Annotated in this window: 19 protein-coding genes; 7 read left to right on the top strand and 12 right to left on the bottom strand. The window is 40.9% G+C overall.

Annotated features, from left to right (window positions below; translation table 11 throughout):
* The first annotated feature begins 68 nt into the window (after positions 1–68).
* From HNP77_RS10440 to HNP77_RS10425, 4 genes are all read left to right on the top strand, one after another.
* The gene (locus HNP77_RS10440) at positions 69–1091 is read left to right on the top strand and encodes an alpha/beta hydrolase (RefSeq protein ID WP_184653121.1); all 1023 of its coding nucleotides are present in this window, start codon (positions 69–71) and stop codon (positions 1089–1091) included.
* Between the two features lie 184 nt (positions 1092–1275).
* Positions 1276–1755, top strand: a complete 480-nt coding sequence (locus HNP77_RS10435; RefSeq protein ID WP_246428919.1) for a cyclophilin-like fold protein — start codon at positions 1276–1278, stop codon at positions 1753–1755.
* A gap of 14 nt (positions 1756–1769) precedes the next feature.
* Entirely contained in the window at positions 1770–2192 is a 423-nt protein-coding gene (locus HNP77_RS10430; RefSeq protein WP_246428918.1) for a flavodoxin, read from the top strand.
* Positions 2193–2413: 221 nt separating this feature from the next.
* Positions 2414–4000: an NADase-type glycan-binding domain-containing protein gene (locus HNP77_RS10425; protein ID WP_184653120.1), complete on the top strand. Its 1587-nt coding sequence runs from the start codon at positions 2414–2416 to the stop codon at positions 3998–4000.
* A 174-nt stretch (positions 4001–4174) separates the two neighbouring features.
* On the opposite strand, the gene HNP77_RS10420 is transcribed toward HNP77_RS10425, so the two are convergent.
* Entirely contained in the window at positions 4175–5215 is a 1041-nt protein-coding gene (locus HNP77_RS10420; protein ID WP_184653119.1) for a sensor histidine kinase, read from the bottom strand.
* Positions 5212–5889, bottom strand: coding sequence for a response regulator transcription factor (locus tag HNP77_RS10415; RefSeq protein WP_184653118.1), 678 nt, complete (start codon positions 5887–5889; stop codon positions 5212–5214). Before HNP77_RS10415 ends, HNP77_RS10420 begins: the two co-directional genes overlap by 4 nt.
* Positions 5890–6082: 193 nt before the next feature.
* Here HNP77_RS10415 and HNP77_RS10410 point away from each other — a divergent pair, with 193 nt between their 5' ends.
* Both HNP77_RS10410 and HNP77_RS10405 read left to right on the top strand, forming a co-directional pair.
* Positions 6083–7108, top strand: a complete 1026-nt coding sequence (locus HNP77_RS10410; protein ID WP_221266577.1) for an NAD-dependent epimerase/dehydratase family protein — start codon at positions 6083–6085, stop codon at positions 7106–7108.
* Positions 7109–7388: 280 nt separating this feature from the next.
* Positions 7389–7679: a GNAT family N-acetyltransferase gene (locus HNP77_RS10405; protein WP_184653117.1), complete on the top strand. Its 291-nt coding sequence runs from the start codon at positions 7389–7391 to the stop codon at positions 7677–7679.
* 13 nt (positions 7680–7692) lie between these two features.
* Here the strand turns inward: HNP77_RS10405 and HNP77_RS10400 are convergent, their stop codons facing one another.
* The 7 genes from HNP77_RS10400 to HNP77_RS10375 form a co-directional block, all read right to left on the bottom strand.
* Positions 7693–8598 (bottom strand): protein-ADP-ribose hydrolase, encoded by a 906-nt coding sequence (locus HNP77_RS10400; protein WP_184653116.1) that lies wholly within the window; start codon positions 8596–8598, stop codon positions 7693–7695.
* Positions 8595–9467 carry an SIR2 family NAD-dependent protein deacylase gene (locus tag HNP77_RS10395; RefSeq protein ID WP_246428917.1) on the bottom strand — a complete coding sequence of 291 codons (873 nt, stop codon included), beginning with the start codon at positions 9465–9467 and terminating at the stop codon, positions 8595–8597. The genes HNP77_RS10400 and HNP77_RS10395 overlap by 4 nt, the downstream gene beginning before the upstream one ends.
* 247 nt (positions 9468–9714) lie before the next feature.
* Positions 9715–9855, bottom strand: a complete 141-nt coding sequence (locus HNP77_RS12295; RefSeq protein WP_221266575.1) for a hypothetical protein — start codon at positions 9853–9855, stop codon at positions 9715–9717.
* Complete coding sequence (locus HNP77_RS12290; protein WP_221266574.1) at positions 9856–10014, bottom strand: hypothetical protein; 159 nt, start codon at positions 10012–10014, stop codon at positions 9856–9858.
* Positions 10015–10092: 78 nt separating this feature from the next.
* Positions 10093–10896: a hypothetical protein gene (locus HNP77_RS10385; RefSeq protein ID WP_184653115.1), complete on the bottom strand. Its 804-nt coding sequence runs from the start codon at positions 10894–10896 to the stop codon at positions 10093–10095.
* Between the two features lie 341 nt (positions 10897–11237).
* Positions 11238–11561 carry a hypothetical protein gene (locus HNP77_RS10380; protein WP_184653114.1) on the bottom strand — a complete coding sequence of 108 codons (324 nt, stop codon included), beginning with the start codon at positions 11559–11561 and terminating at the stop codon, positions 11238–11240.
* Positions 11562–11591: 30 nt separating this feature from the next.
* On the bottom strand, positions 11592–12656 hold the full coding sequence (locus HNP77_RS10375; protein ID WP_184653113.1) for a sensor histidine kinase: 1065 nt from the start codon (positions 12654–12656) through the stop codon (positions 11592–11594).
* 85 nt (positions 12657–12741) lie between these two features.
* Between HNP77_RS10375 and HNP77_RS10370 the strand changes: the two genes are divergently transcribed.
* Positions 12742–13362 (top strand): ECF transporter S component, encoded by a 621-nt coding sequence (locus tag HNP77_RS10370; protein WP_184653112.1) that lies wholly within the window; start codon positions 12742–12744, stop codon positions 13360–13362.
* Here the strand turns inward: HNP77_RS10370 and HNP77_RS10365 are convergent.
* From HNP77_RS10365 to HNP77_RS10355, 3 genes are read right to left on the bottom strand one after another with little or no spacing between them, the layout of a single operon-like run.
* Positions 13322–13924, bottom strand: coding sequence for a response regulator transcription factor (locus HNP77_RS10365; RefSeq protein ID WP_184653111.1), 603 nt, complete (start codon positions 13922–13924; stop codon positions 13322–13324). The genes HNP77_RS10370 and HNP77_RS10365 overlap by 41 nt on opposite strands.
* Before the next feature lie 53 nt (positions 13925–13977).
* Entirely contained in the window at positions 13978–14250 is a 273-nt protein-coding gene (locus HNP77_RS10360; RefSeq protein ID WP_184653110.1) for a Txe/YoeB family addiction module toxin, read from the bottom strand.
* Positions 14247–14510, bottom strand: a complete 264-nt coding sequence (locus HNP77_RS10355; RefSeq protein ID WP_184653109.1) for a type II toxin-antitoxin system RelB/DinJ family antitoxin — start codon at positions 14508–14510, stop codon at positions 14247–14249. Before HNP77_RS10355 ends, HNP77_RS10360 begins: the two co-directional genes overlap by 4 nt.
* Positions 14511–14590: the final 80 nt, after the last annotated feature.

Genomic DNA, 14590 nt, shown 5'->3' with positions numbered 1-14590 from the left:
CGGTGAGCGTTAGCGAAGAGCGGACATAGCGACCCGAAGGGGAACGCCCATTCAGACAGGAGGAAAAGATGAATTCAAATCTCGCAAAAATTGATAGAACAAACGAGCATTACACTTTTGAATTGGCCCGGGGAGTAAAACGAACAACCGTAACCTTCCGTAATCATTTTGGAATTGAACTTGCAGCAGACTTGTATACACCGGAAGATTCCCGCGTCAAGCGCGAGAATGACAGTTTATGCAAAAGTCCGGCCCTTGCAATCTCAGGACCTTTTGGAGCCGTAAAAGAACAGTCTTCCGGTTTTTATGCAAACCAGATGGCTTCCCGCGGATACATCGCCCTGGCCTTTGACCCAAGCTACACAGGAGAATCAGGCGGAGAGCCCCGCTACATGAACAGTCCCGACATCAACACCGAAGATTTTATGGCGGCAGTAGATTTTCTTTCAATCCGGGAAAATATTGATCCTGAAAAAATCGGCATCATAGGAATCTGCGGCTGGGGTGGAATGGCTCTTAACACAGCAGCAATTGACACACGAATTAAGGCAACTGTTGCAAGCACAATGTACGATATGAGTCGTGTCACCGCCAACGGATATTTTGACAGCGCAAATAATGCAGAAGCAAGACACCAGGCCCGCAAGGCTCTTATGACACAACGCATCGAAGATTTTAAGGCAGTACAGGCTGGCGGTACTTACAAGCTTGGTGGCGGAGTTGTAGATCCTCTGCCGGAAGATGCCCCATATTTTGTAAAGGATTATTACGACTACTACAAAACTCCACGCGGCTATCACGAGAGAAGTCTCAATTCTAACGGAGGCTGGAATGTTACCGCTGCAACTTCCCTTTTGAACACAAAACTTCTTGCCTATGCCGAAGAAATCCAGAGTGCCGTTATGGTTCTTCATGGCGAAAAAGCTCACTCTCGTTATTTCGGCGAAGATGCCTTTAAGCGGCTCACAGGCGACAACAAGGAGCTGGTAATTATTCCAGGCGCAAGCCACACAGATTTGTACGACGGCGGAAAAAACAATGCCATTCCTTTTAATAAACTTGCAGAGTTTTTTGCAAAGTATTTGAAGTAAGTGATTTTGGGCGTTCCCAGTTGCCAGCATGGCAATTGGCCGGGCTTTTCGGGATTCCGCCTTTCGGCTCCATTCGTCCGCACTGTCATTGTCGGGCTAGCCCCGACAATCCCATTGCTGCCGAACGGCTTCGCCGCCCCTACAATCCCTAACGCAAAAGCATAAACAAAAGGAGTATCTGAACATGAAAAGATTATTTGCGTTTCTAATTTCTGTTTTTCTTCTTGCTTCTACAGCCTGCGCAAACAGAAACAGTAAGGAGACAAAATCATCAGATAAAGGAGAACTTTCTGATATGAAAATTTCAATTCAAATTACAAGCGACAGTGGCAACCATAAACTTACCGCTACCCTGGCCGACAATTCTTCTGCCACAGCTTTTTACGAGCTTTTGAAAAAGGGTCCGCTTACAGTTGATATGCACGATTACGGCAGCTTTGAAAAAGTTGGTTCGCTTGGTACATCACTTCCTCGAAACGACACCCAGATTACAACCACTGCCGGCGACATCATTTTGTATCAGGGAAATCAGATTACAATTTACTATGACACTAACAGCTGGAACTTTACCCGCCTTGGAAAAGTAAACGAAATAACACAAGCTGAACTCAAAAAGATTCTGGGCAAGGGTGATGTGACTGCGGTATTTGAAATATTAGAATAAACAGGAGGAACAAAATGAAAAAACTTATTCTTACCCTTTTAGTCGGAGGGCTTCTTATGACGGGAGCCTTTGCTAAAACAGCATTTGTTTACTTCAGCGCAACAGGAACAACCGAGCGCATGGCAAAGAATGCCGCTCATGCGATGGAAGCCGACATTTTTGAGATTCAGCCAGTTCAAAAATACACAAAGGCCGACCTTAACTGGCGTAACAAAAAATCTCGGGCTACAGTGGAATGCAACGATCCTGAAAACCGTCCTGCAATTGCAAATAAAATCGACATTTCAGACTATGACACTATTGTGCTCTGCTATCCAATCTGGTGGGGACGCGCACCAAAAATCGTCTGCACATTTGTTGAAAACCAAAACTGGTCGGGTAAAAAACTTGGCACACTCTGCACAAGCGGAAGCAGCGGGCTTGGCAAAAGGCTGTGACTATAAGGGCGGAAAAGATTTTACCCGTACAAGTGAAGCAGAAGTAAAAAATTATCTTGAAGGCTTGTTGAAGTAAAATCGTCCTTTGAAAAAATTATTTCCCGGATACAACAAACCTGGTAACAGGTGAAAGTCCGCAGATACAATCTAGAATTCTATTATTCATACCTGCATAAAAAATCTTCCTCAACAATCTGTAAAAATAATGATATAATAATTTCATGAAGTCATATTTTATCAAAAAAATGTTTACTGTTTTAGTTTTATTTGCTGTAGTTTCTGTATTTTCATATGCAGACGAAATAGAAGATTTCAAATCAATTCTATCTAAAAACTCCGGATATTTTTATAATGAAGAAGAAGGTAGTGTCATCTACTTCAATTTTGACGGCAGCACATTAAACAAAACTAAGTTTGAAATAAATTTCATAAATAAAACAACAAAAACTTCAATTGAATCAAGAACCGGCTTCTTCCCAAACAATTATCCAAAAATAAAACTTGATTACAAAATCAAAAATGGAAAGCTTCTTTCTATCAGGGAATTTGATGGTACATACATCCGTTTGGATGCAAAAAATGAAAAAGAACTTATTCCCGAAATAAAAAAGAAATGCCTGAACAGATTTGAAAGAATATGTGGTACATACACAGATTCAAACACTCAGCGAATATTTTCTATTTCTCGTAAAGGCGAAAAATTTCTTATTGAAGTAACATACCCCGCATCAGAAAATATCGAAAATAAAAAAGAGGAACTATTATTACGAGACAACAACTACCTGCAGGGCAATAACTACGGTGCTGAATTTTACAATAAAAGACTTTTTATTTTAGACCCTTATATTCCTTCTTCATACCCGACTCACGACGAATATGAAGAAGAAATCAAGTACATAGCTCACCAGTTCCCTATTAAAGAATTGCAAACTGAAGAAGAAAACCTTATTTCAAAATCTGTAGATTTTTACAGAAGCTGGTACTTTTATAATGATGACGGCACTTCAAAAAAAGTTTATCTAAGTGATAAAGCTGCATCTCTACTAAAAAAAAGTGACTGGGAATATAACGTATTCAAGATTTTTGAATGCTATAAAATGTATCAGGATGAAATGGGGTGGAAACATCTTGAATTAATTGATGAAAATGGCACTCAAAAATTTCTTTTGATTGACGGTGAAGACATATATGCTCTTTTTGCATATACAGGAAATTCCTTAACCTCTGATAAAGATGCCATTGCAAATCAGTTTACAGATAAAAGCAATCTTGTAGAGACTATGGAATTCCTTCCAAATATGCGTACAAGCAACGGTTCCCATTTTGCAAATCCAAAAGCGTCTTCTACTCTCAAAGATAAACATTATGAATACAAAATTGAAGGTACACTTCAGGTTTTCAATCCACTAGAATCTGAAACCAAGTGGTGCAAAAATAATATCCCGTGGGTAGAAGGCCAGGAAGATGACGGAATCGGAGAAACAATTGAATTCGATATAATTCCTCAGACCTGGGAAGCTTGGGAAGCTATTGAAGGAATAAATTTCAGGATTCTCAACGGCTATGTTGATCCGCTAAAGCCTTATCTTTTTAAACAGAATAACCGTATTAAAAAACTTTTAGTCCAGACAGATACAGGTTTTTCAACAGAGCTGATTTTTAATGATGCTGTAGAGTTTACCAAAATTGAACTTCCAAAAGAAACAAAACACATCAAACTTACAATAAAAGAAGTATACAAGGGAACAAAATATTCAGACACCTGCATTACAGCTTTTGAAATGAACTACAGAATATGGGATAAATAATAAAAGATGTAATCGTCTTTGTGCCTTCTTCAATTATTCTGGCAATGACCAGTCACAACATCGTCACCATGCTCTGGGCTTCTATAATCAGCGACGTAATATCATTCGTTTTTGCAGTGATTTTTTAAAAGGACGAAAGTAAGGAAAACTAAGGCAGGTGGAAACGACCTTCATCTAAAATTCAAAGTAAAAAACAGAACCTTTATCAGGACTGCTTTCTACGCGGATTTTTCCCCTGCAAATATCTGCAACTCTTGCTGCTAAGGCAAGCCCAAGTCCGTTTCCTTTTGTAGCGTGACTCGTGTCGCCCTGGTAGAATTTTTCAAAAATGTGGCTGAGTGTTTTTTCATCCATACCGCAGCCAGAATCCTGAACGCTCACCTGTATCACTTCCCCGATTTTGCGAAGACGTACGATTATTTTTCCATTTTCGGGAGTAAACTTAATTGCGTTTGAAATAAAATTATTCCAGATGAGGCTTAAAAGCTGACTGTCGGTAGTGGTCATTATTCCATCTTCAATTTCAACTTCCAGCTCCAGATTTTTTGCGGTCCAGGAATCTTCAAAAGTGAGAAGGCATTCCCGAAGCTCTTCTCCTAAATCATAAGGAGGAACTTTTGGATAAATCTGTTGATTTTCAAGTTTATTCAATTTTAGGATATTTGTTATAAGTAATGTAAGCTGCCGGGAATTATGAAAAATTGCCCTGGCGTATTCCTGGCGGTTTTCTTCCGTCAAATCAGGAGTTTGAAGAAGTCTTGCATAATTTTGCATTACTGCGAGAGGAGTTTTTAGTTCATGCGAAACGTTAGAAATAAAATCTGTACGAAGGGTTTCAATGCCATTTAAATCTTCAATCATCTTGTTTAAATCTAAAATCATATAATCAAGATAATCATATTTTTCGGGAGGATTTACTGTTGGAACCGAAACTGAAAAATCTCCCTTTGAAACTTTTTCTGTAGCTTCTGAAATTTTCTGAAGGGGAATCTCGTAGGTTTTGTGAATTTTATGCTTTATATATAGAACAATCAGAGCAGAAACAAGAAGCCAATAGAAGATGACTAAATGAACAAAAATGATAGCCTGCCAGTTGTATTTAAGTCCCAAAAGGATGATGGCAATATTTATACCGGCCGTTCCAAGTAGCATTCCAAGAACTATCCAATAAAGACCTATTGGGAAACGGCTTTTTCTTTCAGATTCTTCTATCATCTTACAACCGCCTTATAACCAAGTCCATGTACTGTGGCAATTTCAAAACCAGAGCAGCCGGCTTCAGAAAGCTTTTCGCGGATTTTTGTAATATAAACATCTATTGCACGGGGAGTTGCATTGGAATCTGCATCCCAAAATTCATCCATAAGCTGAACTCTGGTAAAGGTTTTGTTTGGGTAAGAAAGAAGTTTATAAATCAGATTAAACTCTCGGGTTGTAAGCTGGATTTCTTTTCCATCAGAAATAGCTGAAACTGCATCTGCATCCAGCGTCAACGAGCCGACTGTCACTTTTTTGCTTTGAGATATTTTTGCCCTTCTTAAAATGGCTGAAATACGGAGGAGAAGTTCATCTAAATCAACAGGCTTAACAAGATAATCATCTATGCCGGCAGCAAAGCCTTTCTGCTTTGAAGTAAAATCATCTCGTGCAGTCATAAAAATAATTGGAATTGTCTGATTGATTTTTCTTACAGTTTCGGCAAATTCGAAGCCATCAATCTGAGGCATCATCACATCCGAAATTATTAAATCAAAGAGAGTGTTGTACATTGCGTTATAGGCATCATTTGCATGCATGCAGCCGATGACATCATACCCGTTTTTCCTTAAAAAAGCACAAACGGTCATATTTAACCCCGCATCATCTTCGACAACCAGAATCTTAATCATAAAAAAAATTATAACACGCCCCACCCCGAAATTTCACAAAAATGAACGAGAATTTCTTTCAAAATTCAAATTTTTAATATTTCAGCAACATTTAGTAAACATTTTGAAAATATGGGAGGCTTATATTCAAGTCATAAACTATGAAAACCTAACTAAAAACACAGGCCACAAGCGGCCTGTCAAAGGAGAAAATATGGAAAAGACAATGAACAAAACAATTTATCTGGTAACTGGAGCCACAGGCTTTTTAGGCGGAACAATCTGCCGTCAGCTTATTGAACGGGGAGAAATGGTCAGAGCCTTTGTTATTCCTAACGACCCGGCTGAAAAATTCGTACCAGGCGAAGCTGAAATTATACGTGGAGACCTTACTGATATAGCTTCCCTCGAAAAATTCTTCACTATTCCTGAAGGTTACGAAAGTATTGCAATGCATATTGCAAGTATTGTTACCGTAAATCCTGATTACAATCAGAAGGTTATGGATGTAAATGTTGGGGGAACAAAAAACATAATTGAGCTTTGCAAAAAACATACTGAATGTAAGAAGCTTGTTTACTGCTCAAGTACAGGGGCAATTCCTGAACTTCCAAAGGGAAATAAAATTGGCGAAGTAAATCATTTTGATGCTGACAAAGTTTTGGGCTGTTACAGTCAGTCAAAGGCACTTGCAACTCAGGCGGTTCTTGATGCAGCAGAAGAAGGCCTTAATGCCTGTGTAATTCATCCCAGTGGAATTCTTGGCCCGGAAGATTTTGCAGTTGGTGAAACAACAAAGGTTCTGATTCAAATAATCAATGGCGAAATGCCTGCAGGAATTGACGGTTCCTTTAATCTTTGCGATGTTCGCGATCTTGCTCACGGTGCAATTCTTGCAGCAGATAAAGGTCAGAAGAGCCAGTGTTACATTCTTGGAAATGATGAAGTTTCTTTCCGCGATTTTGCCCGCCTTTTAAGCGAAGAGTCCGGCTGCAAAAGAATGAAGACCTTTATCCCCGTAAAACTTGCAAACTTCATTGCAAAAATCATGGAAAAGCAGGCTAAGAAAAAAGGAAAACGCCCTCTTATGACAACTTTTGCCGTATACAATCTTGCCCGCAACAACAATTTTGATTCAAGCAAGGCTCGTAAGGAACTGGGCTACACAACAAGAAGTTATCGCGAAACTATGCATGATGAAATTGAATGGCTCAAGGCAAGTGGAAAAATTCTTTCTTAAGAAGTGATTGATAACGGCGGGAACGGACATCATGCCATCCCGCCATATTTTTTTTGCAAAAGATGAGCTCAAACCAAACATTGAAGCAAAATGTAATCATCACGGAGAGCATCATAACTGATTTCTTCGCTTTTCTACCATTTGATAAGTTTCGCGTTACATTGCTCTGAAAATTTCCGCTCGTGTTCAAGCCAGTTCATTATTTTTATAACGTTCAACTGTGTTTTTTTGTTATTTTCTCTGAGTCAGTTTTTTGTTATATTTAAATAAAAGGGTTTATATGACAGTCAGAAAATACGAAGAAAAAGATCTTACAGCAATGATTCAAATCTGGAACGAAGTTGTAGAAGATGGAATTGCGTTTCCGCAGGAAGATCTGCTGACTCCAGAAAGCGGCAAGGCTTTTTTTGCAGGACAAACCTTATCTTGTGTTGCAGAAAAAGAAAGCAATATTCACGCCCGCCATTTGTATGAGCGACTGGGCTTTGTACAGCTGGGCACAATTCCAAAAGGATTTAGAATGAAGGACGGACATTTTGAAAATATCTGTCCTTATTATCATGAATTGTAAACGACATCCCGCCCTAAAGTAAAAGCCCCTGATAAATCTCCAGATCCTTATTTCCAAAGACATTAAAGACAATCTTCTTCACGCTGGAATCTGGATTTTCTGAAAGCCACTTTTCTACCGTCGCAACTGCAATCTGAGCAGCAAGGTCCTGAGGGAATCTGAAGACTCCGGTAGAAATACAGCAGAAGGCAACCGATTCAAGCTGATTTTGTGCCGCAGTTTCAAGGCAGTTTTTGTAGCAGTTTGCAAGCAGAAACTTTTCGCGAGGCCCTGCACTTGTGTAAATAATGGGGCCGACAGTGTGCAAAACATAACGGCTTGGAAGATTAAAGGCCGGGGTGATTTTACAAAGTCCGTTTTCTTCTTCGTGTCCCTGTTTTTGCATCAGCTCGTTACAGGCAAGCCGCAGCTGAATACCTGCATAGGTGTGGATACAGTTGTCTATACAGATGTGAAGCGGCGCAAAGCAGCCTAGCAGGGCAGAGTTTGCAGCATTAACAATTGCATCAACTTTTAGCGTAGTGATGTCACCCTGCCAGAGATAAAGTTTCTTTGAGATTCCCGTGTCAAGCACGGGAATGACATCCTTTGTCGTTGACGGACTTGCAACTTGTGTCATTGTCGGGCTTGCCCCGACAATCTCTTTTACACATTCCAAGTCTTCAATATCCGTAATCCCCCGCTCTTTATTAACCTGCTGCAGGTACTCATCCTGTATTCTCAAAAAGTCTTCGCTAATGGAATATGGACCACGAATATTCATCAAAGCCCTCAGTATATCTCGCTGACTTTTTTCATCATCAGGAATCACAAAGCCGCCTTCATTTCCTGGCACAAGACCCAGATTAAAGCCTGCACTTCCCTTATCTTCTTTTAGGAGTTCTGTTATCAAATATAATCTGCGTTCTGCCTGTGTCATAAGCTTTTTAAAACCTCATAAATATCATTATTCACGCAAATACTCTGATTTTCAATTTCTTTCGGAACTACTGCTTCACCCTTGTTTATGCAGATGTATTTTGCTTTTGGATTAGCATAAGTCATCTTCCAGAAAGGATATTTGATGATTCCAGGAGTATTACCGCCAACACCAAGCTCCAGAAAAACAATACGACCGTCTTTGTTCTTATTCAGAAAATCCTCATAGCGTAATGCCGCAGAGTGCCAGCCATCATCTTCCACAAAAGTATCGTCACAGCGCAGGTTCATTGTCATGGGCTTTCCGCAAGCAGGACAGCGGGGAACCAGTTCTGACGGAACAGTCATTTTGATTCCTTCAAAGCCATTTTCCGGTAGTTCAAGACTGCCATCACTTTGAATTACAAAGCCCTGGGCCAAAAGCATATTTTCAACCGTAGCTTGATTGTCGTAAGTTTTCTTGTGACATGCTTCAGAACACTGCCAGAGTCCGTAATCACCCTGAGTGTAGAAGAGCCTTGATTTATCAAAACCGGCCTTCTGAAAGCAGTGGTCAACATTGGTCGTAAGGACAAAATAGTTTTTTTCCTTCACAAGCTCAAAAAGTTTTTCATAGACAGGCAAAGGAGCTTTTACAAAACGATTCAGATAAATCTGCCGGCTCCAGTAGGCCCAGTTTTCTTCAAGACTTTCAAAAGCCGTAAAGCCACCGGAATACATATCATGAAAACCGTACTTCCTTTCAAAATCAGCAAAATATTTTTGAAAGCGAGGCCCGCTGTAAGTAAAACCGCTGGACGTTGAAAGCCCTGCCCCGGCACCGATGAGAACTGAGTCTGCATTTTGTAAGATTGATTTGATGTCCTTCATAAGAACCTCCTTGATTTTGACCATGCGTCAGGATATACGTCGGGGCAAGCCCTCCGTTTAGCTAATAGGAAATTATTGACGTTACGCTCGCTTTGCTCGCGTTAGGCTATGGAGCGCCTGCGAAGCAGTCCACCACAGCGAAGCGAGGAGGATGAGCCGAACAGGCGAAGCGCGGAACAGCCGACCGATGGGCTGTATTGAGCGTAAGCGAAAACATCCCGGCGGGAACGCCCGAATTCATTTTCCTTTAAAAATTAAAAACAACCGGCTTAGAAAAATCTTTATTCTCTTCAAGTCCCTTAACATGACCAAGATTGTTCAGACTACCGGAAATCTCAGAAAGATAGAAAACCTTGAACAGAGGTTGATTTGCATCATTTTTGTACAACTAGCGAACTATGGAAGATTTTTCCATAATCATTTTCTTAACCGTAAGATTTTCTTCAAAGACAACCCTTGCACTCATGCGAATCCAGACTGTATCAATTTCATTCTCCATAAGACGGGAGCCACAAAGGTCAATATAAGGATTCGCAGAAAGCTCCATTTGTTGCCAGATACTGTAAGCCTACTTTATCAAGATATTCTGCAATTTCTGTAACTGTCATTCGTAGCTCCTTTTAAATTATTTTCCAGGAAAGAACATTCCGGCCGACATATCAAGATAGTTCAAGCCTGAATATTTTGGATATGCTGACTGCACTGCCGCCTTAAAGCCAGCAGCATCAACATTTTTGATTGCGATGTTTTTAAGACTCTTAAGATATTCAATCTTGGTTTTCACATCGTCCAGATTTTCCACAACATAATGGCTTGTCAAAACGAGTCCGACCTTTTTCTGGATATAAGATTCCAGTACGGAAATAAGTGCGTCGGCGTGTGCTTTTCCTGCAACAATTGAATGAACATCGTGTCCCAGCATGTGAGTATAAACCACATTGATTTCAGGAATGAAGATGTCAAAGGCTTCCTGAGTGCGGGTGATTTTCATTTCCACACCGCAAAGAGTCAGGCTGTCACCTTCAATAAAATCCGTAGTCGTATAGATTGATTTATCGAAAGCTTCCCCAAATGCTCCCGCGAAGTTTGAAACAAGCCCTGCCCCGCCACCATTGTGATTGTAGTCATCAGCATTCTTTGTCGAATAGACTTTGCTTCCTTTCATAAAAGAAGCTCCCGCTCCGTGATAGGCAATGACTGCACCCTCATATTTCAAGCCTGTGTCGGAAATGTATTTTTCCAGCTCCCTGATGTTGTCAAAAAAGCATGGGGATTCAATCATGAAGCAGCTGCCAGCTTTTTCCACCAGAAAACATTCATCCGAAATCAAGTCATTAGTCTTGAATGCGTGAAGCTTGATTGAACCAAAATCATAGATTTCCATAACGCCCTTTGAAAGCTGAACCGATGTGAACTGTGTCTTTTCCATAAAATTACCTCGTTAAGTTTTTATCTTAAAAGCAGGTGATCAGGCTGATTAAAAGATATGTTTTGCTTTTCTGTTGTAATTTATTGTTTACAACTAAGAATAATATAGCGTTGTAATTTATAAATGTCAAATGATGTTATTTATTTTTTACAACAAGTATGGTGAGGAAAGACAAAAAGGGGCTGTCCAATAAGTATGAGTCATTGCCGTGCTCGACACGGCAATCTCTTGTGTTGTAATTAAATAGATTTTCGTGTCAAGCCCGAAAATGACACTTTTTGAACTTATTGGTCATCCCCTATAAAAAATTTGGATGGGCGGCGTATGTGCCTTTTAGATTTTTACAGACATAAATCAATTCCTATAAGCTGCTGGATTTTCTCTTTACTCCAGTCATCGTTCGGCCAATAAAAACACTCAGTCTTTCGCTTTTTGAATATTCTGAACGGTAAAGTAGAATTGTCATAAATATGAAGTACATCGCAAACTTTCACAAGTTCGGGTATAAGAGCAATTGCTTTTCCATAGCGAGAACGGATTTTATCTTCGGGTACAGAATGTCCACCATTTGCAGCACGAGATTCAACACGCGAGACATTTATATCTGGATTACAGGTAAGAACATAGATACAACGTATAAAATACCCATTCTCTTTTGCAAGCAAAATCTTCTTCCCCGGCTCCGATTCCTGCAATCAATAAGGAATAGTCACCGTAACCTGGCAGCCGTCTCCGGGGGCAGAGTTGAAAACGACCTTGCCGCCAATTCCTTTTGTGCGGCTCTGGATGTTTTTTAGGCCGAAATGTTTTTTCTTTTTGAGGGCGCTTTTTAGGTCAAAGCCCGCACCGTCATCGGAGACGATAATCTTGAAATGTTTTTCGTCCAGCGTTCTGACCAGCAGGCTCACGCTTTCAGCTCCAGAGTGCTTTACGGCGTTTCCGAGGACTTCCTGCACGATTCTGTAAATGTTCAGGTTCTTGTCCTTGGAGAAATTTATAAAGTCCGGATTCTTTCTCACTTCGTCCTGAATAAAAAAGATGATTTCGACCCCGCTCTGTTTTTTCAGCATGTCGCAGAGGGAGACGAGGGCCTCGTAAAGACCTTCGTTCAAGTCGGATGGAGTAAGGGCGTAGCAGGAGTTCCGCACATCAGAAGCGATTTTCTGGCAGAGGGTAATAGATTCTTCTTCTTTTAGCTGAAACTGCAGGACCCGCAAATCCTGGCAGACCGTGTCGTGAAGCTCGTTGGAAATGCGCTCCCGCTCTGCTTCCTGAGTCTGAATCATCCGGGTTGTAAAGGCAAGGTTTTCCTTGCGGCTTTTGGAAGTGACAAGATAGAGGACAAGGAAAATGAGCGACATGAGCAGGGCAAGAACGATTACAAGAATCAGGATTCTATAGGAATAATAAACCTCGTCGAGCTGAAAGCGCACGAGATTTTTCTGAAGGATTTCCCAGCTTCGCACATTGTCGGAAATCTTCTCCCTGTCGCCGGCTTTTATTCCCTCAAGAATGTTTTCGTGGATGACCTTCGCTTCCGGAAAATAGTAAACGATAGTGTCGGAGGGAGCTGCCTTTTCAACTTCGACAGAGAATTCTTCAAAAAGCTTTTCTGACTTGTCTTGCTCAGAGCCTTCATATTCAAGCCATTTTTGCGTAAGGGCTTCAAGCGTAAGATTTTCTGACTGTTTTTTCGCCTCGTGGGGAAAAGCCTGAAAAATAAAAAGAAGAGAGAACAGGAGGACTACGAAAAGTTTCATCTGTCTACTATAGCTGGAAAATGCCAAAATTTCAATTTTGCGCTCCGGTCTGACAGGATTTCAAGAAATATGCTAGAATTAGGGTATGACTCTTCACTTTGAATCAGCGGGCCGGAAAAGGCTTTTATTCTTTGTCTTAAGCATTGTCTGCGGCCTTTTGGATTACATTATCTGCGACCTTGTGGCCTGGGCTAACCACCTGCCCCTTTTCTGCGACACGATTTTCATTATGGCGCTCAGCTTTCTTGTAGGCCCCTGGTGGGGAGTGCTGGCCGGATTTTTCTATCATCTGATTGATTTTGCCCTGAACCGCACGCTGGAACTGGGGCACATATTCATGCTCTGTCACTTTCTTGCGGCCCTGACTGCCGGCTACTACAAAATCTATTTTATGAAAAACACCGACACGCCTGCCGTAACTTTTATAAAACTTGTAATCTTAAGCATTGTAATGATGCTGGTCATGAGCGTATCTGGCGGAATCATCGGCTACATTTTGAGCAATATCGAAGCCTACACCGAAGCCAGCAGCCAGACCGACTTCCTCACCTTCTTGTGGCAGAACAAATTCCACTCAAAGATCCTTTTGCAGATTGCCGTGCGCATTCCCGTGAACATCGCCGACCGCTTCATCTGTGTTTTTGCCGCCTGGGGAGTATTTTTGCTTACAAATATCTTTCCAGCTCGTAGCGGTTCTTTACATTAAACTTGTCGAAAATGCGGGAGACGTAGTTTTCTATGGTGCGCTTGGAGACTGCCAGGCGCTGGGCCAGTTCTTCGTTGGAAAGGTGCTCGCTCATTAAATCTACCAGTTCCCGCTCTTTTTTGGTGAGGGTGACAAGAATGCCGCTTACGAACATCATGTCGGGAAGGAGATTTTTCTGAATGTAGGTTTCGCCTGAGAAAACGGCATGAACCGCCTCTAGGATTTCCGGCTGCTGGGCATTTTTGGTGATGAAGCCTGTGATTTTGTGCTCCATGGTTTTTATGATATAGCCCGCATTTGAAAAAGAAGAGTACATAAGGCACTTAACGCCCTTTTCAAGCAGAAAATCGGCCACCTCAAAGCCGCTTCCTTCTTCAAGCTTGATGTCCAGCATGGCGAGCATGTTTTTTAGTTCTTCGGGAGACTTTGACTCGATAAAGGGCACAAGTTCTGCTTTTGTCTTGCAGAAGTGGCAGACCCGTATGTCTTTTGTCTGTGAAAATACCCGCTCCAGGCCCAGGCTAATCATTTCGTGGTCGTCAACACTGATAATCTCAATCATAAAAGTTATTTTACTTCATCTGCCGGTGTCAATACCATAGAGAAAACTCACTTTTATTTTTCTTGGTGATAATGAGTACCACACTGAACTATGTACAATTTATCACCCTCCACTTTATAGACTAGCCGATTTGCTGAATCGATTCTTCGACTCCAATAACCGGTAAGCTCATATTTTAACGGCTCTGGCTGTCCACGACCTTTATCAAGACCATTGCGTTCTATGTCTTTTATAAGTTCATGCACCATTTTTATCAACTTTTTTTGATTGAGTTCGAAGAGTTGACAGTAACCATCCCATGCAACATCAGCCCAAACTTTTATCATAAAAGCTCCTCCTTTAATTCATGGACCTGGCCTTTTCCTGATTCTATTTGAGCGATTCCTTGACGAAGGTATTTCATGTTTTCTTCTGAATAGATATAGGGGTCATCGGCAGCTTTTAATGCAAAAGGAATTCCATTTTCTCGGATTGTTGCCTTTACGAACGCTGTAATTGCAGATGTAACATTCAATCCTATTGAGTTTATGATGCTTTCAAAAAGACTTTTGTCTTCATTTTCGATTTTTGCAGAAATTGTAGTCATTTTTACTACCTCCGCCTACATTGTACTATTACTGTCTCTTTTTTGTCAATTTTAATTAGGGGGTCAAACAACATACCCAC

Origin of the sequence: Treponema rectale, from assembly GCF_014202035.1 — a bacterium.
In the GTDB taxonomy this organism is placed as follows: Bacteria; Spirochaetota; Spirochaetia; order Treponematales; family Treponemataceae; genus Treponema_D; species Treponema_D rectale.
The sequence above is the reverse complement of the archived record's forward strand: the minus strand, read 5'-3'. Positions and strand labels throughout refer to the sequence as shown.

Coding starts and splice junctions, on each gene's coding strand:
- HNP77_RS10410 (WP_221266577.1), top strand. CDS start 6,083: ATGGAAAAGACAATGAACAAAACAATTTATCTGGTAACTGGAGCCACA.
- HNP77_RS12290 (WP_221266574.1), bottom strand. CDS start 10,014: ATGGAGCTTTCTGCGAATCCTTATATTGACCTTTGTGGCTCCCGTCTT.
- HNP77_RS10440 (WP_184653121.1), top strand. CDS start 69: ATGAATTCAAATCTCGCAAAAATTGATAGAACAAACGAGCATTACACT.
- HNP77_RS10430 (WP_246428918.1), top strand. CDS start 1,770: ATGAAAAAACTTATTCTTACCCTTTTAGTCGGAGGGCTTCTTATGACG.
- HNP77_RS10405 (WP_184653117.1), top strand. CDS start 7,389: ATGACAGTCAGAAAATACGAAGAAAAAGATCTTACAGCAATGATTCAA.
- HNP77_RS10370 (WP_184653112.1), top strand. CDS start 12,742: ATGACTCTTCACTTTGAATCAGCGGGCCGGAAAAGGCTTTTATTCTTT.
- HNP77_RS10385 (WP_184653115.1), bottom strand. CDS start 10,896: ATGGAAAAGACACAGTTCACATCGGTTCAGCTTTCAAAGGGCGTTATG.
- HNP77_RS10365 (WP_184653111.1), bottom strand. CDS start 13,924: ATGATTGAGATTATCAGTGTTGACGACCACGAAATGATTAGCCTGGGC.
- HNP77_RS10400 (WP_184653116.1), bottom strand. CDS start 8,598: ATGACACAGGCAGAACGCAGATTATATTTGATAACAGAACTCCTAAAA.
- HNP77_RS10375 (WP_184653113.1), bottom strand. CDS start 12,656: ATGAAACTTTTCGTAGTCCTCCTGTTCTCTCTTCTTTTTATTTTTCAG.
- HNP77_RS10420 (WP_184653119.1), bottom strand. CDS start 5,215: ATGATAGAAGAATCTGAAAGAAAAAGCCGTTTCCCAATAGGTCTTTAT.
- HNP77_RS10360 (WP_184653110.1), bottom strand. CDS start 14,250: ATGATAAAAGTTTGGGCTGATGTTGCATGGGATGGTTACTGTCAACTC.
- HNP77_RS10435 (WP_246428919.1), top strand. CDS start 1,276: ATGAAAAGATTATTTGCGTTTCTAATTTCTGTTTTTCTTCTTGCTTCT.
- HNP77_RS10355 (WP_184653109.1), bottom strand. CDS start 14,510: ATGACTACAATTTCTGCAAAAATCGAAAATGAAGACAAAAGTCTTTTT.
- HNP77_RS10395 (WP_246428917.1), bottom strand. CDS start 9,467: ATGAAGGACATCAAATCAATCTTACAAAATGCAGACTCAGTTCTCATC.
- HNP77_RS10415 (WP_184653118.1), bottom strand. CDS start 5,889: ATGATTAAGATTCTGGTTGTCGAAGATGATGCGGGGTTAAATATGACC.
- HNP77_RS10425 (WP_184653120.1), top strand. CDS start 2,414: ATGAAGTCATATTTTATCAAAAAAATGTTTACTGTTTTAGTTTTATTT.